This window comes from Flavobacterium sp. ACN2, assembly GCF_002303885.1.
GTDB lineage: Bacteria > Bacteroidota > Bacteroidia > Flavobacteriales > Flavobacteriaceae > Flavobacterium.
The window spans coordinates 37,025-61,387 of the sequence record NZ_MRCM01000012.1 but is presented as its reverse complement, the minus strand read 5'-3'; the positions used below and the strand labels follow the sequence as shown (position 1 = coordinate 61,387).

Genomic DNA, 24,363 nt, shown 5'->3' with positions numbered 1-24,363 from the left:
TTGTCTTATTTTGAACGTTCAGCTAAAACAGGACGCAATTAATTTTTCTTTTTGTGGAAAAAGTGATTAAACATTTTTACAAATTACTTTTTACATTTTACAATTTACATTCGATTGTATAAATTCCTGATCCTAATTCCAAAACAGGCTTTTGAGCTTTTTCATCAAAACCTACCCTAACCTTTTTATTATCAATTTTTATCTCTGAATTTTTAGCAACTGGTAATTTTACTGTCGCTGATGTATTTACTGGAATTTGAACTGCCAAAATAAATTTACCATCTTTCTTTTCCCAAGAAGAAGCAATTTTTCCGTAAACCGATTGATAATCTGCTTTCGCGAAAGTCATATCGCCAACAACTTCTGGCTGAATAAAGAAATGCTTGAATCCAGGTTTCTCAGGATCGGACATAATTCCGGCTAAACTTTGATAAAACCATTCTTCAATTTGCCCTAACATAAAATGATTCCACGAATTTCCTTTTCTCGGATCCCATTGTTCCGTTAAAGTGGTCAAGCCAAATTTAATCTGAAAACCATAACCTGGCGCATCATAATGATTGTGCATTCTGTACATGGTTTCGTTTTCGCCGTTTCTTGCCAAAGTTTGGAATAAATAACGATTTCCAACATCTCCCGTGGTCAAACGATCTCCATTTTCTTTAATATCAGCTAATAAATTCTGCATTACAGCTTCTTTATACTGAGGTTCTACAATATCCATAAAAATTGGCACCGAGTTGCTAAACTGACTGCTTGTTCCGTATTGTTTGGTCTCTTCGTTGAAAAATTCCTTGTTGAAAGCGGTTTTAATTTCTGAAGCCAACGTATTGTATTTCTCAAAATCTTCAGTTTTTCCTAATAATTTTGATGCTTTTGCTACTAAATAAGCTCCATAATAGTAATGAGAAGTAGCAGAAAGCGCAATCGGACTATTTTTTGAATATCCTGCTGGGTGTGTTCCGTAATCGTACCAATCGCCCAATCCGTGTGAAACAATATTTTTTGTTGCTTTCGTTCCCAAATAATCCACATAGTTTTTCATTACAGGAAAATATTTCTCTAATAATGAAGCATCTCCATAATATTCATAATACATCCAAGGCAAAATCACGCCTGTAACACCCCATTCCGGAGAATCGGTAAAATCGCCTCCAAAAATTACATATTCTGGAACTATTGTCGGAATTAAACCGTTATCACGCTGTGAATCAGAAATGTTCTGCATCGTTGCAGGAAGGAAAGTCTGAAGGTTATAATTGAACATTAAACCCGGGCCGTTCAACTGAATTTCTTCCAGCCAACCTAATTTTTCACGTTGCGGGCAATCGGTAAAAACACTTTGAAAATTACTTTTTATGGAGTTGTTTATCAGTTCATGCGTTTTATTGAAAATCTCGTTCGAACATGAGAAACTACCCGCTTCTCCTGCCGAATTATAAATGAAATTCGATTTTAGTTCAACTAAAGTTGGAAACTCTTTATTCTTATCTTCTTTGTAATTTATGTTTTCAATTTGAACATACTGATAACCATAGAAACTGAATTTTGGCGTCCATTCTTCTATTCCATCACCTTTTAGTGTGTAATCGTAATAATATGGTTTTCCAGATCTTCCCTGAGCAATTGTGCCTTCTTCATTTAAACCTTCAGCAACCCAAACACGGATTGTCTGACCCTTTTTTCCTTTTACTTTGATCGTTGGAAATCCTGAAAGATTCTGTCCCATATCAAAAACATAGAAATTCGGTTTCAGTTCTTTTACGGTTTTAACTTCGTATTGTTTCTGAATCGTAACCGGCGATGCAGTCTGCGGTCTTAAAACGCCTTTTGGAGCTTCCTGAATGACTACTTTTTTCCAATCTCTATCTTTGAACCCCTTTCTATTCCAGTCTTTCTGCTCTAAATTGGCATTGTAATCTTCTCCACCAAAAATACTATTATATGTGATTGCACTTTTGCTATATTTCCAAGTTCTATCTGATTTTATAATTTCTTCTGAACCGTCATTATACTTGATTTTCATTTTAAAGAATAAAGTCGGCGGGCCAAAACTTACGAAGAATTTAGTATACCTTTCGGCAAGCGTATTGTACATTCCGTTTCCTAACAAAACACCAATTACGTTATCGCCTTTTTGAAATTCTTTTGCGCTTAACTCATAAACATTGTAATTAACCGTTTTATCATAATCTGTCCACAAAGGCGCAAATTGGCTGTTACCCACTTTTTTACCATTGATAGTCAATTCGTAATGTCCTAAACCTGAAATATAAACGACAGCTTCTTTGACTGCTTTTTCAACTTCGAAAGGTTTACGCAACATAATACTTCTTCTTGACAAAGAATCGGAAGCGTTGATAAACGAGTTCTTTTTTTCTCTGTTGAAAGTGGCTGTGTGATAATTTCTTCCTTCTGGCAAATGGCTGTCGGCTTTTGTAATCGCCCCAATCCAAGTCGGATTTAAATCTGATTCTAATGGAGCGGTTATGAATGAAGCTGTTCTACTCCATTTTGAAACTTTCCCTGACTGATTCCAAACTTTCACTTTCCAGAAATATTTGGTTTCATTTTTTAATGGATTTCCGTTGTAAACAATATGGAGATTTTTATCTGTATTTACTCTTCCACTGTTCCATATATCGCCATCGTCATTATTTAATTTTTCTTCTGATGAAGCTACTAAAATTAAATAAGCGACTTGTGATGCATCGGATTCTTTTGAAATCAATTGCCAGCTTAATTTCGGCCGATTCTGAACTACAGCTAATGGGTTTTCAGCCATTTCTGTTGTTAAACGTACAGGCAAAATTTGTCCATTTGAAATGAAAAAGAAAAAAACAAAAATGAAGGTTAATATGGATTTTGAAATATTCACTTTATAAATTTTTAATTTAACCATTAAGATATTAAGTAAATTAAGCTCACTATGTCGAAAATCTAAGCCTTAATTTAGTTCATTAAGTCTTCCGTTACTTAATCTTTCGATATGAAAACTTTATGACCTCAAATAAGTCAAACTAAACATTCAGCTTAATTTACTTAATCTCTTAATGGTGAAATAATTACAACTTTTTAGTAATCAAAGATTCGATATTGAATACTGCTTCTGGGATTAATTTTCCCGTTTGAGGCAGATCATCATAATCGTCTGTGTCTGGCGCTGTGTCTGGATTTGGCGTGTGTCTTTGCTCTCCTGTGCGGAACATAATTCGCTCGAAACCGTCTGTTGGCGCATAAAATATCTTTGTTGATTCTTTTCCATCGTTTACTTTTATAGTGTACTGACGGTTTTTAGCATCTAATTTAACTGTGATTGTATATGCTTTGTTTGCTTCGTATTTTGTAACCGAACTCAAACGCGCACCATTTTTTACCTTTAATTCTCCATCCGAATCAAAAATCAATCTTACAGATGGCAAACCTTGTTTATTTTGAAATTCAATCTGCAATAAACCATGATTATTCTGTTCCGGTTTTACAGTGAAAACAGCTTCTAATTTTGCTGTAAATGGAATTACTCTTTCGGCACGGGCATAATCAAAATAATCCTGATCTCTTAGCGTCAGCCATTTTTTACCATCGGCTTTCTTTTCGATTTTTGTTGATGCCCACGAAAGATCGTACGTATTCCATAATTTCAATTCTTCTCCATCTGGAAGTGCATTGAAAACATCATTTGCTTGTTCTTTAACCTCTGAAGTTACAGGAACAGGAATCGATGCCACCCAAATATCTTCTTTATTTACACTATAACCAACCCAAATTTTTCCGTCTGGCGGAGTTCCATTCTTTTCTGTGATTCCACGAACGTATTGCGGACCTGCCGATTTGTAGTTTCCGCCGTAGCGCATTGGACTTACTTCGCCATGAACCAATAATAGATCTTTATAATTCAATCCGTCGTCACTTGTCGAAATCGCCAATGGCCAGCGATATTCTGACGGATTATAAAGTGTCGCATAACGATTGTCTGAAGTTTTTTGTCCCCAGATTTTAGCATTGCTGTTTACAAATCCTGGCGCACGTAATGGCATATAATCCCAAGATTTTCCTCCGTCTCTACTGATTGAAGTTAAAGCATGTTTCCATAAACCCACTACATTTCCGTTTGGCAAATGGTAATAACTAAATGCTTTGTATGGTTTCTGTAACGGAATCAATTCATCGTCACGATCGGCTTCTTCAACCCATTGCTGTAAAACCAAAGGTTTTGATAAAATTTCTTCGCAGGCTTTTTTCAAACCCTTGTCTTTTGATGCGGTGTAAAATGGAAATTTCGATTTCGATTTGTCCCAAGTTTTATTATATCTGATGAAATAAATTTCGCCAAAACTTCCGTCTTTCTTGATTTCACGAATTACACGTCCAATTCCTTTTCCGTCGTTTGGATCGTCTTTTTCATCCATTGCGATTCCGTAATATGCCAAAGCAAAAAGTCGTTTGTCTTTTGACGTATAAAAGCCCATCCTTTGATGCATGATCGCATCCAGATTTTTGGCAACGCCTTCAACGCCTTCCTTTTTCCATCCGTCAGGAATACGGTAAATCGGGAAAATCACTTCTGGTTTTGTCCACGTTACTCCGTCTTTAGAAGTCATTAATAAAGTTTGGCTTGGCGGAATATGTTCACCCGAAGGATCGCTTAAGTAGTGAAGGTAAAAGGTATTATTCCAATACGCCATCATCGGCTGGTGGTTGTATGTCCATCCAAAACCATCTGCTTTTTCAGGATGTTCACGGCTTGCACGCATGATTTGTGTGGCGTGAACTCCAACGGCTGGACTTAACTGTCCGTGATGGTAATCGATGTTTGACAGTGTTTTGCCAACATAACGAACTGTGTCGTTCTGTGCATTTACAGCCGTGCAAGCCAAAAGGATTGTGGCTGTTGTAATGATGTTGGTTCTTATGTTTTGGAAAGTAATCATTATAATTTATATTTTTATCTGCTTGATCTGCTAAATCTGCGGGAGAAATTTTTATTCTCGCAGATTTAGCAGATTTGGCGGATTTTATTTTCTTTCAATTAGTCTTTTTAAAACGTCCGCAGAGATTGTTGTAATCGTTCCGTGTTTGTGTCCTTCGGGAAGGCTTATTTTGGAGGATACATCTTCAAAATGAACAAAATCTGTTGTGCTTAACGCTTTATAATTTTTTGAACCATAATTGTCATAATATAACAACCAGTTTTTACCAACTTTCACTACTGTCGGACCTTCTGATAAATATTCTGTCAACGGTTCAGAACTCTTTTCAAACGGACCTAAAGGCGATTTCCCGAAAGCTACTTTTATGTTTCGCATTGGTCTTGTATTGTCTTTCAAAACCAAAACATAATCTTTTTTTCCTTTTTTGACAATCACACAGTCAATTACGCTGAAACCTGGATCGTAATATAATTTTGTATCCGAAAAAGTTTTAAAATCTTTTGTCGTTACGTAATACATTCTGTGGTTATTTTTCTCCTCTTCTACTCCTTTTGGATATCTAAATGGAATTGTTGATGCCCAGATAATTATGTATTCTTTTCTGACATCATCATAAAAAATCTCAGGTGCCCAAACATTTACTACTTCTGGTTCGTTTTTCATTACTGGAATATATTGTTGTTTCGACCAATGAATTAGGTCTTTTGAGCTTGAGTAACCGAAACCGTTTCCACCTTTCCAATCTGTTGTCCAAACCATGTGATACGTTCCATCGCCTCCTTTTGTTATTGACGGATCACGCATGATTTTACTGGCTCCGATTTCGGGTTTTAAAAATGATCCTTCTAGTCCTTTCCAATTGTAACCGTCTTCGCTATAGGCCAAATATAAACCTTCTGTTGCGGGTTCTCTAAACGACGTAAAAAGATATAAATCTTTCTTTTTCTGCGAATAACTAATTGCAAAAAGTGAAAGGGTTACTATGATGAATATTTTTTTCATGTTATGTTCCGTTTAAACTTTGTCAAAGTTTGAAACTTTGACAAAGTTGGCTCACCGATTTATTATTCTGTAATTGCTTTTTTATCTAAAGAAGCGCCTTTTTTGATTTTCGTTGTAACGTTATTTAAAACATTATTTTTCAGGAAAATGTTTTTAGTGTCTTTTCCATCCGCTTCGATAAAAATATCGGTTGGGTTGAATGGAAAATTATTGTTGATCAGCACATTTGAAACATTATCTAATTTGATAACAGGAACTCCTTTTATTGCTGTTGAAGATCCAACATTGTCTAAAATGATGTTTTTTGAATCTGATATTTTGAAAGACGAACCAACGGTTGCATTTACTTTTACATCGTGAAATTCAACATCTGTTGCCGTGCTCACGGTAAAACCTTCTTTTCCATCCATATTGATGTTTGAGAAAGTGATGTTTTGAATTGGCATTTCGGTAATTCCCAGAATCTGTCCCGCTTTGTTTACGTTTGAAGCCGTAATATTGCTCATGTGAATGTTTCTGAAAATCGGTGTTTTTTCGGTTACAGGTTCAACCTGAGTTCCTTTATCGTAGAAAAGGCTCAAAACGATCGCTTCTTCTTTGATATTTTTCATGACGATATTATCGACACGAATATCTTCTACAACACCCCCTCTTCCGCGAGCTGACTTAATACGGATTCCACGATCTGTTCCATCAAAAACACAATTTGAAATCGTGATCTTTTTGATTCCACCCGACATTTCACTTCCAATAACCACTCCACCGTGACCGCTTAACATGGTACAGTTTGTAATGGTTACGTTTTCTGTTGCTTTTCCGTATTTACGTCCGTCGCCATCTCTTCCTGATTTGATCGTGATACAATCGTCTCCAACACTGATGTGACAGTTTGAAATATGAACATTCGTGCAAGAAGAAGGATTGATTCCGTCTGTATTTGGTGAATGCGGATTAAAAATCGAAATTCCCGTTACGGTTACATTATCACAGAATTCAGGATTAATCGTCCAGAAAGGTGAATTTTGAAATGTAACACCTTCGATTAAAATGTTTTTACAATTATAAGCCTGAAAAAAAGAAGGTCTAAAAAATTTCTTGTCAACCGTTCTCTTGTAGTAAGGTTCTGTGTAAAGGCCTTTGTTTTGCTCTTCCCACATAGTTTGGTATTTGGTTGGAGGAAGTGGTTCTTTAGCCGTTTCGATTCGGTACACTTCATTCCACCATGCTTTTCCTTGTCCGTCTATTACGCCTCTTCCTGTAATGGTGATATTTTGAACATCTTTTGCGTAAAATAAAGGTTGGAAGCTTTTCATTACAATTCCTTCGTAACGCATTTCTACATAAGGAAGGAAATCATCGAAGTTCTCTGAAAACTTTAAAAGTGCTCCTGAATCTAAGTGAATTGTAATATTGCTTCTTAATGTTAGAGCTCCTGTTAAATATTCTCCAGCAGGAAAAAAGATCGTTCCTCCACCATTTTTAGATGCTTTTTCAATTGCATTCTGAATGGCTTGTGTGCATTTTATTCCTTTGTTGTTTCCGCCTTCATTTAAGATGTTTAACCAGCCGTCGTTAGCGAAAGTGGTGTTTAGTCCGGTGATGAAGAAGAGTATTATTAGTATGTTTTTCATAATTTATTTTTTTTTGTTCTCTCGCAGATTTGGCAGATTGTGCAGATTTTTTGTTTGCCACTGATTTAACAGATTAAAAAGATTTTTATCTGCTTGATCTGTAACCCGAGCGACAGCGAACAGGCGAAGCAAATCTGCGAGAGTATTATATTATTCGCATTTTTTGTCATTCCGAGGAACGAGGAATCTCACTAGGAATTCCGTAAAGTAATTCGCCAATCTTTGACGAGCTTCGTGTGTGATCCTTCCTTCGTCAGGATGACAAGATTGTGGACAATTCGTGATTACTCATTCACGAATTACATTTCACTAATTACTTTTTACTTTTCACTAATCACTTAAATAGACTTCAAAATCAAAACCCAGTCATTGCCATCTTCTTTTTTACCTTCTGGTTGAAAGTTTTGAGTTCCTTTGTTATCAAATGTTCCGATTTTAGTTTTCTTTCCATTTCTTGGATTGTACCAAGTTGCTTCGAATTTATCTCCAGAAATTTTTCCTAGTTTTACTTCTATTATTCTTCCGTTATAAGTGTATAATAAAGCGTATTTTTCTCCTTTTATCGCTGGAATATAATCGTATTTTTCTCCTTGGTTAACCACTAATGAAATATCCGGAGCTCCTTCTAAAAATGGCACTTCTTCCATTAATTTCTTAATATAAACCATCTGCTTTGCTCCAGGCGCATTAATCGCTGACGTCCATAATTCTTTGTTTCCGTACGCTGGTTTGTCGCCTTTTCTAAACATTTGCATTACAGCGTTGTGTCCATATGTGTAACCTGCACCGCCTGATAAAACCGACCAATATCCGTAACGACGTACATCGCTGGCTGTCCATTTTGGCTGTAGAGTATCGTGCAAACCGTGTGGAATTCCTTCGTACGATGGTTCTCCGTCAAGTGTTGGTTTTGTTGGTTTTAATTCGAAATCTCTTAAAACAAATTTGTAATTGTCTTCTTTGAAATTCGTTTTTGATGAATCCTGATCGTATCTTCTGTGTCCGGATTGGAACATATTGAAATCCAGCCATTTTTCGTTATGGAAATTCTCTGAAGAATCGGTTCTTCCAAACGGATGAAAAGTCACTAATTGCTTTGGATTGTTGGTTTTTAAAGTATTTCCGATGGCATTCCAGATATCTTGAAATTCATTTCCATGAGTATCTCCTCCGTTTAACCAAATTATATTGGTTCTGTTTTTATATCGGTTAGCTAAGAACTTAGCATATTCAATTGCCTGCTCTTTGCTTACTTTATTTCCTTTTGAAACGTTGGTTCCCCAAACTGGAACCATTGCTAGATAAATTCCGTTTTTCTGAGCCACGTCTAATGTGTAATCTACATGATCCCAGTAATCGTATTGCTTCTCATCTTTAAAATCATTTCCTGCCGTAATTAAGGGTTTTGAAACGTCTTCGTTGATTAAAGCAGCATCGCCATAAACGTTAACCGCATTTATATTGTGCAACACCATTACCTGAACGACATTAAATCCTTTATCTTTTCTGTCTTTAAAATATTTCTCTACTCCCGCTCTGTCCAGTTTTCCAAATGCCAACCAGCCTGTATCGCCCAGCCAGAAAAAGGGTTTTTCGTTTTCGGTAACAAAATAATGCTGATTTTTAGATACTTTGATTTCAGGCAGAGATGCTTTTGTTTTTGCAGATTGCGAAAATCCGCTTTGTGCTGTTAACATAAAGCTTATACAAAGAGCGTATAAAGATTTAATTTTCAGATTCATTTTGGTTTGTTTTTGAATTTATGTTTTTTAGGTTTGTTTGCCACGAATTACACGAATTTTCACTAATTTTTATTCTGCTTGTGTTTATTGTTACACGCAGATTTCTCAGATTTTGGCTGATCTACGCAGATCAAAATTTAAAAATCTGTTGAATCTGCTTTTATCTTTTTTAAATCTGCGTGAAAAATTTACTCTCGCAGATCTTTCAGATTGAGCAGATTTAATTCAAAATTAAATTCGTGCTAATTCGTGGCAAACCCTTCTTTTATTTTTTCACTACAAAAAGCACTTTTTCATTTATTTCAGCTTGTGGAATTGTTACTTGTTTTCCTCCGCTGATATTTGCTTTTTTCGTTATATTTCCTGTTGTTGCATTGATGGCAAATACTTCAAATGTTCCTTTTTCGTTTGATAAATCGATTGTGATATCTTGATCGGTTTTTAGGTAAAAAAGATAGCTTTTTCCTTTGTTTTCGAGTTTCCAGAGATTATCTGAAAACGAATTTCCTTCAACTAATTTCATTTCGCTTAAAGCGATATAAAACTGTGGCAGTTCAATTTTTGGAATGTTTGGCATTGAAGCTCCAGCCATTAAAGCCGGCCATCCAAATCTTGAAGAACCATCTGTTGAATATAAAATGACTTTTTCTGGATATTTTTCTCGGTATTCATGAACGGCGCGATATACTTGATTATCGGTCTCTTTTCCGGTTTTTAGTTTTCTGGCGTGCTGTCTTGGTGCTAAATTAACGCCTCCTTGCGGTGCATAAGCTGATCCGTCTTCTTTGTAATACCAATAACGAATGTCGATTACATCTACAGTTTTATTTCTTTTAGCATCATTTAAAATAGCATCCTGAACATCTTTGGTTGCACTTAAACCAATTAATCCTTTTTTACCAGTTTCGTCTTTCCATTTTTGGGCTTGGTCTAACCAGAATTCCATAAAATGTAACGGACCTGTATATTCGGCGCTTGTCAACTGAATTACGTTGCTGTTTTCCTGAAAATTTTCAAATGATTTTCTAATGAAACCTTCGTGTAATTTTCTTCTTTGCGCATTGGTAATATCATAAAATTGCTCCGCCATAAATATACGTTTATCTCCTGCGTAAGGCGGTGGCTCTGGGAATCCTGTATTGTTGATATTGTTTGCTGAACGCCAAGGTGAACTTGCCCAATGCGCTCCGGCTTCTAAAATATTGTGCTGAAAATATTGCTGATTGATTAACAATTGTCCGTTTGGTTCTGCCAGCGTTGCAAACTGCGCTAAACGGCTCCAATACCAATCATTGAATTTTGTTAAATCGTATTTACTTAAATGATCCCAAGCGAAATCTTTTCCGCTTCTGGCAAAAGGCTGTTCGTAAAACGGAGGCCAAACATCGTCATCAATTCGACGTACGCGCTCGTGATCGTCCATTCTTCTGTCGTACCATAAACCGTAATTGTGTTCTAAGAAAACGATATTGTTTTTAGTTAAATAGTCTACAGTTTCCTGAATTTTATCCGTCAATCCGTTTCCTGTTCTTCCAGGAACAAAACGCGTGATATGCGGTGTAGATTTGTTTACGAAATCATCGGTTAAATCGCCTCTCCACCAAGCAACGTTGGTTTGTTTTCCTGCAATTACTTTTCCTTCAAAAATTAACCAGCCATTTTCTGTAGTTACTTTAGAAGTTGATTTTTCTGTTTTATTTGAAGCAACTTTTAAATCATTTGCATTTTTTAAACCTTTACTGTCAGTGTTAATCTGATTTGCTTTTGAAGCTTCTGCAATCCATTCCTGCAAGCTTTTTGCTGTTGTTGCTGAATTTTTAGTCAATTCTGCAGCAACTTCTACACTAGGACTTGAAGAAGCTTCTGAACCTAAATCATAGATAAAAGGTTGAACTGGAAGTTTTCCTAATCTGGCTTCTAGTTGTGTGTAGAATAAACTTCTTGGACTGATATGTTCATTTACATTTTTCCAATGTCCGTTTCCTCCAAATTGTCCCCAAACTCCAAAAGCCCAGTTTTGTGCTGTTGGCGGACTATAACATTCTACTTTTGATGCCGATGATTCCCAGATTACAGAATTCGCAGCTGTCCATCCTGCTCCTCTTCCGCCTTGTTCTCTGTTATTATAACTTAGTGCTTTTCCGTCGATATTGGCAATGTCAAATAAAACTCCTGTTGCCCAGCTTCCTATTGTGCCGCTGTTTTCGAATGGCAAATGTGATTCGCATTGTACAAACGCATTTGGTCCAGTTGTTCCGAATCCGCCCACAGCGAAATCATGATATCCAAATTCTGAATAACAGCGTTGGAAAAGTGTTTGCTGGCCTTCTGTGTAAAAAGTATGTCTTCTAAATGAAGCGATTTCTGAAATTGGTTCTGTCGCAATACAATCTTCAACCGTAATTTGCTGACTTGTTTTTAAAACCGTAACGGCTCCGCCTGCAAAGTGTTTGAAATTAACTTGTTTAACCCAAGCATTTCTGGTATTTTCAATGCTGATGGCCTGCCATCTGTGCTCTTCGTCTTTTAAGTTTGAAGAATTGTATGTTGATTTTATTAAGATATTTTCGATTCCTGTATTTTCAATTCTTCCTTGCCAAGAATATACGGTTACTTTTGAAGTTCCTAAAACATCATCCAAAGACATAGTGATTGGTGCATTTACAGTTACTTCGTTTCCGTTAATTTTGGTTACGACACGATTCCAAGTTGTTATCCAATCGCCTTTTTTCCATCCAATCCAAGAAGTTTCTCCACCGAAATCCTGCATGTTTACTTCTTTAATGAAATTATCCGTTAAAGGTTTGCTGATTTCGATTTCATCGCCAACTTTTAATTTTGCTGTATTTTTTAATTGAATTTTCTGAGTTCCAAGTGGTGTGTATCCGTTAGCGAATTCAAATGAATCTTTGTAGACTTTATCGTTTACACCTAAAATTCTAATTAAAGCTTCTCTTTCTAATCCGGTTCCTAAAAGTACAGTTCCGTTTTCGGCATTGCCACTTCCTCTTAAAACTACTCCCGATTTTCTAATGTATAATGTTCCGCTGATTTTGAAAGTTCCTTTGTCTAACAAAACTGCTCCGCGAAATCCTGATTTATCTGGTTTTAATGCACTGACATAATCAATTGCATTTTGGATTTTCTGAGTTGCATCTTCTTCTTGTTGAGAAACGAAAATTTTATTCTCCAAATTCGGAATGGCAACTTCTGAGTTTCGATATCCTGCAAAAGAAAAATCTGGGATTTGGTTTCCTTGATTATCTGTTGTAAAAGAAAGCTTTCCTTCTTTGGTTTTGATGATATCTGGGAAATTGTTTTGGGCTGTGATGTTTATACTTAAAAGCATCGCCAAACCAGACAAAACTATTTTATCTTTTTGAAGGGAGATTGTATTTTTTAACTGGATAAAATTCACCTTATTATTTTTTAGAAATGTTTAGAATATAGAAAATAGAGTAAAGAATATAGATTTCTTCAAAGCTAAATCATTTTTTCTAATGTCTATTTTCTATATTCTTTACTCTATTTTCTAACTCTTATTGCAACAATGATTTCAGCTTCGCTAATGTATCCGTATTATTTTCGATTTTCGTCCAATCTGTTTTACTGTTTGGATCGATACCGTTAAAATATTTTTCGATGTTCGTATATCCGTCTCCGTTTGCATCTTTGTTAGCATCTGAAGCATCATTCGGATTTAAACTGTATTTCTTTTCCCACGCATCTGGAATTCCGTCATTATCTGAATCTTTATAGGCTTTTCCCTTGTAAGTTGGATATCCGCCCACTTGGTCAGGATGCGTTATAATTCCTTTTTTATAAGAGTCAGCAGGTAATCTTCTTTTGATATACTCTTTTCCGATATTGTTTTCTAAACCGTCTTTTACTTCGATTTTTCCAGTTTTAACTTGTTTGATAATTCTTTCATCAACCGCATCTCTTTTTGGAATTGTCGCTCCAACATTCGTTAAAACAAAATCGTAAGCTTCTTCTGCCGACATGATATTGAATTTTGGCATTGAAAAAGGTTTTGGCTGTTTAATAGCTGCTAAAAATTCTTTTGTTTCAGCTTCTGGAAGGTTTTCCAATTGTACACCGCCATTCCAGTTGTCTGCCGTAACTTCAGGAGAACCAACAATAAAGTTTCCTGAAACATAAGCTCTTCCATATTGTTTTGGCTCAATATAACCAGATTCCGGTTTTACAATTCTATGAGCAATAGGTTCGTTTTGCGGCGTTATTGGCCCTGGTTTAAAATAGTTATTGATGATGTTTAACATCGAACGATAATCACCTCCATCAAGAGTACGATTCCACCAATTGAATACTACGTTATTTACAAAATTAAAGTCGCCATACATTCCGATAGAAGCATTTCTAGAAATATTATCCGCCCATAAGTTGCGCATAAAAGTACTATTTAATCCGCCGATTGTACTTCCGAAAGCGTGATTGTACGTATCTAAACCTTCTGATGAAATGGTGTTTTGAATCGTGATATTACAAGCCGGTAATTTTTCTAGTTTTGATTTTGCATTAGCTGCAAACTGATGTCTGTATAACGAAATATTTTCGTCTAATCCCCAGCTAACAGAACAGTGATCAACAATGATATTTCCCATCGGATTTCCGCCCAAAGCATCGTCTCTTCTGGTTACTTCGGTTGCACCACGTCTAAAACGCATGTGTCTGATGATAACATCATGTGTGTCGATTTCTAAAGTTTCTCCGGCAATACAAATTCCGTCACCCGGAGCAGTTTGCCCAGCAATGGTCACGTAAGGCGCACGCATGCTGATTCTTTTTTTCAATTGAATAATTCCTGAAACGTTGAAAACAATTGTTCTCGCTCCAACCGCTTCGCAGGCTTCACGGAAAGTTCCTTTTCCGCTGTCTTCTAAACTCGTAACCACAAATATTTTTCCGCCACGTCCACCTTGTGTGTAGGCTCCACCTCCTTCAGCACCTGGAAAGGCAGGAATATCTGCAAAAACAAAATCTTTAGGATACGAAGCCCAAGGCAAATATGGTTTTCCTTGTTTTGCTTCTTCTTTGATTATATGAAGATTAGCATTCCAGATTTCGCTCAGCCTTTTTTCTTCATCAGCTAAAATAGCATCTGCTTTTTCCTGAACAGGTTTTGGAATTACAGGATATTGGGCATACGCCGATGAAACAAGTGAACAAAATGACAACGCCATAAATGTTCTCTTTAAAGTATGGTTTGGGAAAATATTTTGCATTGAATTGTGTGTGGTTGTAGTTAATAGTAGTTAGTTTTTTAGTGATTAGCTATTAGTAATTAGCTTTTAGTAATTAGCTTTTAGTAATTAGTGATTAGCTTTTGTGTTGAGTTTTTAGTTCTTAGCAATTAGCATTTTTAATATTATTATAATTCTTAAATAACTAAATATATGACCACTAGCTACTAAGAACTAATCACTAATTACTAAAGACTAATTCTTCGCTTTCTCTCTTTGCTCAACACGTTCATGCCAATCTTTACTTTCTTTATTAAGATCGTAACCTTGTTTTGATAAATAGTTGTTGATTCTTCCTTTGTATTTACCAAACCAGCCGTGTTTTTCTTTAGATGAACCTGCATCCATTGCATGTTCTCTCGCTTCAACTAAAGCTTTGTAGATATAGTCTTTTTGTTCTGCTGTTAAATTTGGAAGCATATCATTGTAACCTGCAACTGTAATAGGAAGCACTCCATAAGTCATTCCGTCTTTAACTTCAGTAATTTTATCTTCTGATAATTCTTTACTTAATTTTTTGATGTAAGATTTATGCAGTTTTGCAATTGATTCGTCAGCTTTTGCTTTCAGTTTATCAATCTTTTCGTTTTGCTTTTCTTTTGCTAAAGAAGCATCTTCTTTTACTTTTTTGATTTCAGCATCTCTTCCGTCCTGAATTTCAGTTAGATCTCTAAACTGTTGTGCTATGATATTTGAAACTGCTTTTTCTTTTGCTTCGTTCTTTAGATCTAATTTGGTAACGATTTTTGCAGCTCTTTCGTTGGTAACCTTTACATATTCAGGATCTAAATGCTGTTGTGCATTTAAACTTGAAAATGCAAAAACCAGCGATAATAAACCAGCGTTTAATTTATTTAGTGCCATTGTCTTTCTTTTTTTAGTTATTTTTTTAACTCAATCATAAGGCCAACGGCCTTTAAGCAACACCATAGGATAACATCCTATGATTCACAAATCATGTAGACATAGCCCTGAAAGGGCGCAAGCCTTTATCAGTAACGTCATTATGCTTTCGCCCTTTCAGGGCTTATCTTACACATAGGACGTTGTCCTATGTTATTGCTTTGAGCCTTTCAGGCTCTTTTTTAAAAACATTCCTACTTCTTAAAACAGGAATGTTTTCAAAAATTGTTCCTTATTTTAAATCTAATAAAGGTCTAACTAATGTTTCTTTATTATTAGCCAAATCTTTCCAGTCTACTTTTATCGCAGGATTTACACCGTTGATGTAATCTTCGATATTGGTATATCCATCTCCATTTAAATCTCCTTGTGCATCAGATGGATCGTTCGGATTTAAACCGTATTTTTTCTCCCATGCATCTGGCATTCCGTCTTTGTCAGTATCTACATAAGGTTTTCCTTTGTATTCTGGATATCCTCCAACTTGAGAAATATCAGTGATAATACCTTTTTTATACGAATCCATCGGTAAACGTCTGTGTTCGAATTGGTAGAAAGTCTTTTTCTCTAATCCTTTTGCATATTCTGGAACTCCAGTTTTTACAGTTCTTACGATTCTTTCGTCTACTTTATCTCTAATTGGCAGCGTTGCTCCAACATTTTTAAGAACAAATTCATATGCTTCGTCTGCTTTCATGAATGGACGAAACCATGGCATTGGAAAAGGCTTAGCTGCTTTCATTTTAGCAAAATATTCTTTTGCTTCGTCGTAAGTCATTAATTCCCCTTTTTTATTCTCTAACTGAATTCCACCATCCCAGTTGTCTTTAGTCACTTTTTCGTTTCCGTCAATAACATTTCCGTTTACGTAAGCTCTTCCGAAAACCACATAAGGCAATTTACTTCTTCCAGATTCTGGTTTTAAAATTCTATAGCTGATTGGCTGCGTCAAATCGGTTACAGGACCTGGCTTGTAGAAGTTGTTGATGATGTTGTAATTAGCCGTATAATCTCCACCATCTGTAGATCTGTTATACCAGTTGAAAACTACGTTATTTACGAAGTTGAAAATTCCGTTCCAACCGATAGAAGGGTTTCTTCCTGCATTGTTAGCCCACATATTTCTCATGAAGGAACAGTTTTCTCCACCTAGAGTACTTCCGAAAGCGTGATTGTAAGTATCTAAAGCTTCTCCGAATAAACTATTTTGGATTGTAATATTTACCGTTCCAACTTTAATATCTGGATAACCTGGTCCAGGGTTGTACATGTGTCTGTAGATTGACATATTTTCGTCTAATCCCCAAGTTGCAGAAACGTGATCGATCATGATGTTTCCAACAGGATTTCCACCGATTGCATCATCACGACGGCCTACAAAAGTTTCTCCACGACGGAAACGTACGTGTCTGATAATTACATCATGCGTATCAATCCAAGTTGATTCTCCAGCGATACAAACACCATCGCCAGGAGCTGTTTGTCCTGCAATTGTTATGTAAGGCGCACGAATAATCAACGGACTTTTTAATCTTATAATTCCAGCAACATTAAATACCACGATTCTCGCTCCACCTTGTTCGCAAGCTTCACGTAAAGTTCCTGGTCCGCGATCTTCTAGACTTGTGACTGTATACACTTTTCCGCCACGACCTCCAAAAGTGTACATTCCACCACCTTCAGCACCTGGGAAAGCAGGAATTTCTGCCTGAGGTAAATCAGTTGGTCTAGCTGCCCACGGTATATATGGTTTTCCTTGTTTTGCTTCTTCTTCAATAACAACTAAAGCTTTTGTCCAAGCTTCATCAGAAAGTCTTTGAGCTTCTTCTTTAATTGCTTTTTCTTGAGCCTGAACTTCTGGACTTATCTTCGGATATTGAGCAAAACATTTTGCACTTCCTAAAAAAAGCAGAGATGATGCGATAAATAATGCGGAATTTTTCATGTTAATTTCTAGTTGTGGTAATTCTTTTTAAACAAATCACCTGTATCTTTTGACGAATACAGGTGAAAAGCTTTGTAATATTTCTGTTTTTTAAATAAAAAATCTATTCTTGATAATTGAAAGTGCCTAGTCCACCAAAGTTATCATTCCAACCAATAGTTTGTAATAGCCAAGGATTTGCAGTTAAAGCCGTTGTATTTAAACCATTAATATAATAGTTAGGATTGAATTTGATATTAACCGGAGCTCCATTAAAGTTATCCATAGGCGTAACCAATGCTGTACGGATAAAGTTTGTATTATAAAATGTTGCCAACGTTGCTAATTGAGCTTGGAAATTTGCCGCATCTGGATCTGCTACTACATTTGCACGAGCACTAGTCAAAGGGTCTGTAGTTGCTGAAGATGTTGAAACTCTATATTGTAAAAAGTTACCAGTACGTTTTGTTCCGTTAATTGGTGTTAAACCTAATTTACTTACAGTACCTCCTGTAACTCCAGGCAATACTTCGTTATCATATAACATCCATCTTTGAACATCCCAGAAACGTTTTCCTTCGTAAGCTAATTCTACTCTACGCTCATATAAAACGGCTTCAATTGCTTGATACTTATCAGAAAGGGTTCCAATTCCGTAATTGTTTGCTGAAGGAATACCAACACGATTTCTAATTCTTCCTAAATAAGCTATAGTGTTACTAGTTTGACCTAAAGCAGCATAACATTCTGCAATGTTTAATAATAATTCAGCATAACGATATTCAAAAATATCTGTACCAGAATACTGGAAGTTTGTTTCTTTACTAGCCGCAGTATTTGTCATTTTTCTTACGAAAGCTGGACTTGATATTGCAGTATTCCCATCTGAAAACCCTGCTTTATTTGAACCATCTAACCAACGGTAAGCCCAAAGAACACTATTTGGAGTTTCTTTGCTTCCCCATTTAGAACCAGAAAAGGCAAAAGTTCTGTAAAATCTAGGATCTCTATTTACGAAGAAAGTAAAATCGTTGTAACCGTTTGCGGCAGTTGGTCTACTACCATTTGCCATCGGGAACAAATCAATCATTTCTTTTGGAGCAGCAACTCCTCCACCTGTTCCACCTAAACTTAGTAAACGAATTCCTTTTTCCCAAGAGTTATTAATTGCTTGAGAAGTAACTCCAAATCCGCAAAGTTGTACTGTGATTGCTTCTGAACAGAAAGCGTTATCAATCAAGAACATTTGTTCCCATTGTTTTGCAGTGCTTCCATATAATCCGTAACCATCGGCAGTCAATTGAGCTTCTGCTTCCAATCCTGCTTTCAAAGCCGCTTCCCAACGGTCATTTGAACCGTCCCAGTTTTTATTAAATATAGGGCTTGCAAATGTTAAAAGCACTCTAGATTTTTGAGCCATTGCTGCTCCTTTAGTAAAACGTCCGTAAGCAGCAGCTCCCCAGTTACTAGGCAATAAACTTGCAGCCATATCTAAATCGCTAACGATTTGCGCTACAACTTCAGAAACTTTTGCTCTAGGTAATTGAATTGTAGCATCAGTAGCCGATGCATCTTGAACAGTTGTTACAATAGGAACTCCTCCATAAACACGCATTAGATCAAAATACTGCATGGCACGCATATAATACATCTGCCCTTTTGCTTGATCACGGAATGTTTTATCCAAATTTGAACCTTTTACATCAATGTCTTCTAAAAAGGCATTACATTCTCTAATTCTATTGTATGGGTGGTTATTGATACTAGTTGCTAATTTAGCTCCATAATAACCACTTGCATCAGCCGAGTTTATAAGTGTTTTGTTTGGATTGATAAAATCTTGTGTTCCACCTAACTCTTCTGTCAATCTTGAATTTGCATCTGTATAAGAACCAATAATTGTAGCAGTTGGTGACTTATAAGCATTATAAAAATCATAATATTGATTGTCTACATAGGCTTGTGCACGCTCTTGTGTTTGGTAGAATGTATCATCGTAAAAGCCATAACCTTTCTTATCCTTTAGAAAATCATCACTACAAGAAGCAGCACCTACAGCAAGCAATAGTGATAGTGTTATATATTTAAATGGTGTTTTCATAGTTTCTTTTAATTTTGATTAGAATGATACGTTAAAATTAAGCGACCAAGTTCTAAGTGTAGGATAATTTACAGAAGAATTATCATACATATTTCTATAATGATCTGGATAAGGATTGTATAAATCCCAAAGATTATTACCTGTTACTCCCAATGTTATAGCAGCAATTTTTGTATCTGCAAAAACTTTCTTAGGGATGTCATAGTTAAGACTTAAGTTTCGAACAAAACAACGGAAAGTGTTTAGCTGCCAGAAATCTGATGGGCTAGACATATAGGTCCATTGTGCTACGTTTGGATATTTACCATTTGGATTATCCTCAGCATCGTACATATCTCTCCAGAAACTCTCACGAGACCACATATTGTTTGCAGATGATGTACCTTGATTTACTAAGTCTACAAAATTAGCTCCTCCCCAAGAAGTTGCGATTTGAGTTCTCAAAGAGAATCCATCATATTTAAATCCTAAATTGGTTGTAAAACCATAAGTTCTACTGCTGTTAGCCAATTTCACATAATCATTCTCTTTCATGATTTGTCCGTCTGCTGGTGCTAATGTTCCATCTGGATTAAGTTGTCCAGCAACATCTTGATAAGCCAAAGATCCTTTTCTCATTCCAGAAACAGAGTTGATATCAAAATATCTTGGCACTCCTCCAACTGCTGTAGCACGTTCTGTTAAATACGCCCAGTAATTTGCAATATCTTCATCTGTACGTAAAATACCATCTCCTGTTGAAGTTCCTTTCCAAACTGCAAATCCCCATACTGGATTAAATGATGAATATCCTACACGTGTCGTATTACTTGACGGAACAAGATTTCCTTGATCTGGATATTTTTTGATTTCATTATTATTGTAGCTAAAGTTGATTCCAATATTGTAACTCATGTTACTTTTTATCTTATCACTCCAGTTAATAGAAAATTCATGTCCCCATGCATCAATTTGACCATAGTTTTGTTCAGCATAAGCTCCTCCTACAGAAATTGGCACACCTACAGCACTGCTCATATCTGTTAACATATCTGTATTTTTATCGTAATAAAAATCATAAGTAAAGTTTAATCTGTTTTTCAACAAATTAATATCAAGTCCAACGTTGTTTTTTATAGTAGTGTCCCATGTTACATTTCTATTTGGATTTACTCTAGGAGTCAAACCATTTCCATTAAATCCACCACCACCTGTAGCTGTACCAGGTCCAAACTGAAAACCTTTGTCTACGATAAGATCATAATATTGCTCCCATCTCCAAGGCTGAATATTATCTTTTCCTGTTTTACCAATAGAGTAACGAATTTTAAAGAAGTCAACCCAAGGTAATCCTTTTTCAAACCAATTTTCTTTAGACATTACCCAACCCACTTGAACAGATGGGAAAGTTCCCCAATAATTCTCTGGTGCAAATTTTGTCGAAGCATCACTACGTAAAATAAACTGGAATAAATATTTTTGTTTAAAGCTATAATTTAAACGTCCAAAATAAGACAACGTTCCTCCTTCAACTTTTGTAGCCTGGCTATTAGAAAGGCTTAATTGACCCGCTGTACGATAATCTCCTAAATAATCTTTACCTGTTTGCTCATAAGCCAAACGTGTAAATGTATTATACACTTCAGAAGCTTCACCACCTACCATGGCTCCAATTTGGTGATCTCCAAAAGTTCTGTCATAGTTGATCATGAAATCTCCTTGAGTACTTTTACCGTCTGTATTGTTATAATACACTCTCGAGTTTCTTACATTCGTTTCTAAAATATAACTACCTGTTGGATTTGTTGTAGCATTATAAAAACTAGGATTAGCAGCACTTGCTAAGTGTTTATCTTGAAGTTGATAATCTCTAATTCTAACTAAATCATAAGGCAATTGAATTTGCTCTGTGTAAGCTGAACTTTGATTTCTAGAATACGTAACTTTGAAAGATAATCCTTTAACTGCTGCCAATTTATAATTTAAGGAAGCATTTACATTGAATGTATTATCATCAGTAACTTGATGTGAACCATTATTTAAATTGGCAAAATAGTTCCACCCTGCAATATTATTGTTTGCATTTGCGCTTCCAAAGTTTTTGTTTGAATTTGGAAATGGAGAAACATAATATTGATTACCATCTACAGTTGTTTGCCAAGGCACATGTTGTGGCATGTGTAACAAGAATCCGTAATCTGCTTGTTCTCCACCAGCAGCAGAAGCATAACTACCATCACTAATATTTGATGATGCTTTAGTGAATGATTTATCAACTGTTCCAACGTTTCCAGAAACAGAAGCAGAAAAATCTAAATTCTTAGCAATTTTCGCGTTGATACCTGTACGGAAGTTCCATTTATCATATTTTTGATTTCCTAAGTTTGCATCTTGTGTCAAATAAGTTGCACCTGCAAAATAGGTAATATCTTCAGTACCTCCACTCACATTAAAAGAGTGTTTTTGCTGAATAGCTGGTTTCCAAGCTTCTTTTAACCAGTTATAATTTAAGCCTTTCATTTGCTCCAATTCTGCATCCGAATAGATAGTAGCCGGATCAATAACAGCCGGTGCAGCTACTCTAGATTTAAAAAATCTATTGCTAAAAACTCCAAATTCATAAGCATCCAATACTTTACTATGGCTAACTGCATCATTTATTGCAAATTGGCTATTGTATGAAAACTTTGCTTTACCAGCTTTACCACGTTTTGTTTTTACAACAATTGCTCCTTGTGAAGCACGCGAACCGTAAATTGCAGCAGAACCATCTTTTAATACCGTAATACTTTCAATCTCAGAAGGATCTAATCTGTTGAATTGCTCTAATGTAGGCTTACCATTACTTGGATCAACCTGAATCATATCGTCAATAATAATTAAAGGAGTGCTAAAACCTCCGTCTTTAGACAAACTAAATGTTTGACGGATTTGAACAGATCCTGCATCTCCAGGACGACCAGTACCACTCGTAACTGTAACACCAGGAACTAATCCTTTTAATGCGTCAGATAAATTGGTTACAGGTAAATCCATTAAGTCATCTGCCTTAATAGTAGCAATTGCTCCAGTAAGTTCTTTTTTCTTCTGACTACCATAACCAACTACAACTATATTTTCTAATTGATTAAAATCGTCTTCCATTTTTGCATTGACAATAGAACGATTATTAAGAGGAATTTCAATTTTCTTCATTCCGATGAAAGAAAATACTAATGTCCCTCCGCTTTTAACTTTAATTTGATACTTTCCATTGTAATCTGTCGTCACCGAATTTTTGGTAGATTTTTCAGTTACGTTAACTCCAGGTAATAGTCCACCTAAATTGTCTGTAACGGTTCCCGTTACTGTAACTTGATTTTGAGCATAACTCAATACACTCATCAGTGCAAACAAAAGAAAACTACATCTTTTTATAAGTGCTTGTTTCATAAATGTTTTTTTTGGTTAGGTTATTAATTGTTAGTTAGTCATGTTTAATGTGCGTTGTCTATTAACAAAATCTTTCTTAATGGAATCTTAAATTAATTTTATTAAATGTTTAAAACACATTTATTTTAATATTCCAAAAATATGACGATGACACATTAGAACCGTCCTGCTCTATCCTGTTTTAATCATGTTATTTCAAAAAAAAACAGTCAAAAAAAACAATATTAATAAAAAACGAATGGAAAAAATAGACGAACCCAAATATTTAAGACAAATGTTTGCTTATAACAAAATTTAAAAACTCATTTTGACTAAAAAACAATAAGATTGTTATCAAAAATAAACATATAGTATATATTCTGCAAAACTAATTACTATCACTGCTGATAGATAATAGTTTAGAAAATACTAATTTTTACGAAAACGATAGAGATAAATACTCTAAGTATATTTTTTTCAGATTAAAAAACTTACAAAAACAAATACAGGATACCTACAGGGTGCTCCAAAAAAAAACTTAATTTATTTTACTAAAAAAAAATATTTTTAAACGTAAATTCTGACCAACAAATTGCAAATAGCTTTTTTTTTGATTTTTGTGATGAATGGAAGGCACAAAAAAGCCCGCTAAATCCTATCATTAGCGGGCTTACCTTATTTTTATAAACTTATAATTTCTTCATTGCATTAAAAACCAATCGGGCAACTTCAATTCCGCCCTGTGTTTGAAAATGTGTATTGTCTTTTTGTCCCTCAGGAAAAGCAGGAAACTTACCCGCTTCAAAATTCATAAAGTAATTCGTAGTAACATACTCTTGGCCTTTTGAAGAGAAGAAATTCATCGAAAGTTCATTCAGATCGATATATTTTACCTTCAATTCCTTTGCAACCTCTATAGCCGCCTGCGGATAATCGCCATGAACATTACTTAATTTTCCATCTTTCCATGGATAATTTCTAGCAACTGGAGTAAGTACAATTGGTGTCGCACCTTTTTCTTTGGTCTGATTAATAAAAAGTCGAAGAAACTCTTTGTAACCTTCAATATTTACATAACGTTCTGTTTTCTCTACAGAAGCATCATTATGACCAAACTGCATCATGACAACATCTCCTTTTTGAAGCGATTGATAAACCGAAGCCCAACGCCCTTCCTGAAAAAAAGTTCTTGTACTTCTTCCTCCTTTAGCACGGTCATCTACTCGTACTTCTTTGGCAGAACCTAAAACATTCTTTACCAGTTTTAAACTGTCTTTTTGAAAAAAAGGCTGAAAAACTTGTCCCCAACCAACCTGCGGAAATTTTTTAGTTTGATAATTTTCTTCTAACGAATAATCGGCAACGGTAGAATCTCCTATTAAATAAATGGTTGTTACTTTCGACTTAAAGCTAAAAGCGCTCAGTATTAAAACCGAGCACAATGTTATTGTAAAAAATCTAAACTTTTTCATGAG

Annotated in this window: 12 protein-coding genes; all 12 read right to left on the bottom strand. The window is 35.5% G+C overall.

The features are described from left to right. Nucleotides 1-97: 97 nt before the first annotated feature. The 12 genes from BSF41_RS15195 to BSF41_RS15140 all read right to left on the bottom strand — a co-directional run bounded on the left by BSF41_RS15195 (nt 98) and on the right by BSF41_RS15140 (nt 24,360). Nucleotides 98-2,809, bottom strand: a complete 2,712-nt coding sequence (locus BSF41_RS15195; protein WP_253251841.1) for a glycoside hydrolase family 78 protein — start codon at nt 2,807-2,809, stop codon at nt 98-100. 256 nt (nt 2,810-3,065) lie between these two features. Further along, nucleotides 3,066-4,931, bottom strand: a complete 1,866-nt coding sequence (locus tag BSF41_RS15190; protein ID WP_095930354.1) for a six-hairpin glycosidase — start codon at nt 4,929-4,931, stop codon at nt 3,066-3,068. Nucleotides 4,932-5,015: 84 nt separating this feature from the next. Next, nucleotides 5,016-5,933 carry a glycoside hydrolase family 43 protein gene (locus tag BSF41_RS15185; RefSeq protein ID WP_095930353.1) on the bottom strand — a complete coding sequence of 306 codons (918 nt, stop codon included), beginning with the start codon at nt 5,931-5,933 and terminating at the stop codon, nt 5,016-5,018. A 62-nt stretch (nt 5,934-5,995) separates the two neighbouring features. After that, a complete protein-coding gene (locus BSF41_RS15180) occupies nt 5,996-7,564 on the bottom strand; it encodes a glycoside hydrolase family 28 protein (protein ID WP_095930352.1) in 1,569 nt (522 codons plus the stop codon). Between the two features lie 338 nt (nt 7,565-7,902). After that, on the bottom strand, nt 7,903-9,306 hold the full coding sequence (locus BSF41_RS15175; protein ID WP_095930351.1) for a glycoside hydrolase family 140 protein: 1,404 nt from the start codon (nt 9,304-9,306) through the stop codon (nt 7,903-7,905). A gap of 265 nt (nt 9,307-9,571) precedes the next feature. Further along, entirely contained in the window at nt 9,572-12,724 is a 3,153-nt protein-coding gene (locus tag BSF41_RS15170; protein ID WP_216359048.1) for a DUF6298 domain-containing protein, read from the bottom strand. A gap of 121 nt (nt 12,725-12,845) precedes the next feature. Next, nucleotides 12,846-14,552 carry a polysaccharide lyase gene (locus tag BSF41_RS15165; protein ID WP_095930350.1) on the bottom strand — a complete coding sequence of 569 codons (1,707 nt, stop codon included), beginning with the start codon at nt 14,550-14,552 and terminating at the stop codon, nt 12,846-12,848. A gap of 213 nt (nt 14,553-14,765) precedes the next feature. After that, the gene (locus tag BSF41_RS15160; RefSeq protein ID WP_095930349.1) at nt 14,766-15,434 is read right to left on the bottom strand and encodes a DUF3826 domain-containing protein; all 669 of its coding nucleotides are present in this window, start codon (nt 15,432-15,434) and stop codon (nt 14,766-14,768) included. 271 nt (nt 15,435-15,705) lie between these two features. Then, nucleotides 15,706-17,418, bottom strand: coding sequence for a polysaccharide lyase (locus tag BSF41_RS15155; RefSeq protein WP_095930348.1), 1,713 nt, complete (start codon nt 17,416-17,418; stop codon nt 15,706-15,708). A gap of 103 nt (nt 17,419-17,521) precedes the next feature. Next, nucleotides 17,522-19,498, bottom strand: coding sequence for a RagB/SusD family nutrient uptake outer membrane protein (locus tag BSF41_RS15150; RefSeq protein ID WP_095930347.1), 1,977 nt, complete (start codon nt 19,496-19,498; stop codon nt 17,522-17,524). Between the two features lie 18 nt (nt 19,499-19,516). Beyond that, nucleotides 19,517-22,909: a SusC/RagA family TonB-linked outer membrane protein gene (locus tag BSF41_RS15145; protein ID WP_095930346.1), complete on the bottom strand. Its 3,393-nt coding sequence runs from the start codon at nt 22,907-22,909 to the stop codon at nt 19,517-19,519. A 668-nt stretch (nt 22,910-23,577) separates the two neighbouring features. After that, nucleotides 23,578-24,360, bottom strand: a complete 783-nt coding sequence (locus BSF41_RS15140) for a rhamnogalacturonan acetylesterase (protein ID WP_095930345.1) — start codon at nt 24,358-24,360, stop codon at nt 23,578-23,580. Between the last annotated feature and the right edge of the window lie 3 nt (nt 24,361-24,363).

Bases quoted from the DNA above. Each gene is read 5' to 3' on its own strand.
- BSF41_RS15190 (WP_095930354.1), bottom strand. From the start codon at position 4,931: ATGATTACTTTCCAAAACATAAGAACCAACATCATTACAACAGCCACA.
- BSF41_RS15185 (WP_095930353.1), bottom strand. From the start codon at position 5,933: ATGAAAAAAATATTCATCATAGTAACCCTTTCACTTTTTGCAATTAGT.
- BSF41_RS15180 (WP_095930352.1), bottom strand. From the start codon at position 7,564: ATGAAAAACATACTAATAATACTCTTCTTCATCACCGGACTAAACACC.
- BSF41_RS15175 (WP_095930351.1), bottom strand. From the start codon at position 9,306: ATGAATCTGAAAATTAAATCTTTATACGCTCTTTGTATAAGCTTTATG.
- BSF41_RS15165 (WP_095930350.1), bottom strand. From the start codon at position 14,552: ATGCAAAATATTTTCCCAAACCATACTTTAAAGAGAACATTTATGGCG.
- BSF41_RS15160 (WP_095930349.1), bottom strand. From the start codon at position 15,434: ATGGCACTAAATAAATTAAACGCTGGTTTATTATCGCTGGTTTTTGCA.
- BSF41_RS15155 (WP_095930348.1), bottom strand. From the start codon at position 17,418: ATGAAAAATTCCGCATTATTTATCGCATCATCTCTGCTTTTTTTAGGA.
- BSF41_RS15150 (WP_095930347.1), bottom strand. From the start codon at position 19,498: ATGAAAACACCATTTAAATATATAACACTATCACTATTGCTTGCTGTA.
- BSF41_RS15145 (WP_095930346.1), bottom strand. From the start codon at position 22,909: ATGAAACAAGCACTTATAAAAAGATGTAGTTTTCTTTTGTTTGCACTG.
- BSF41_RS15140 (WP_095930345.1), bottom strand. From the start codon at position 24,360: ATGAAAAAGTTTAGATTTTTTACAATAACATTGTGCTCGGTTTTAATA.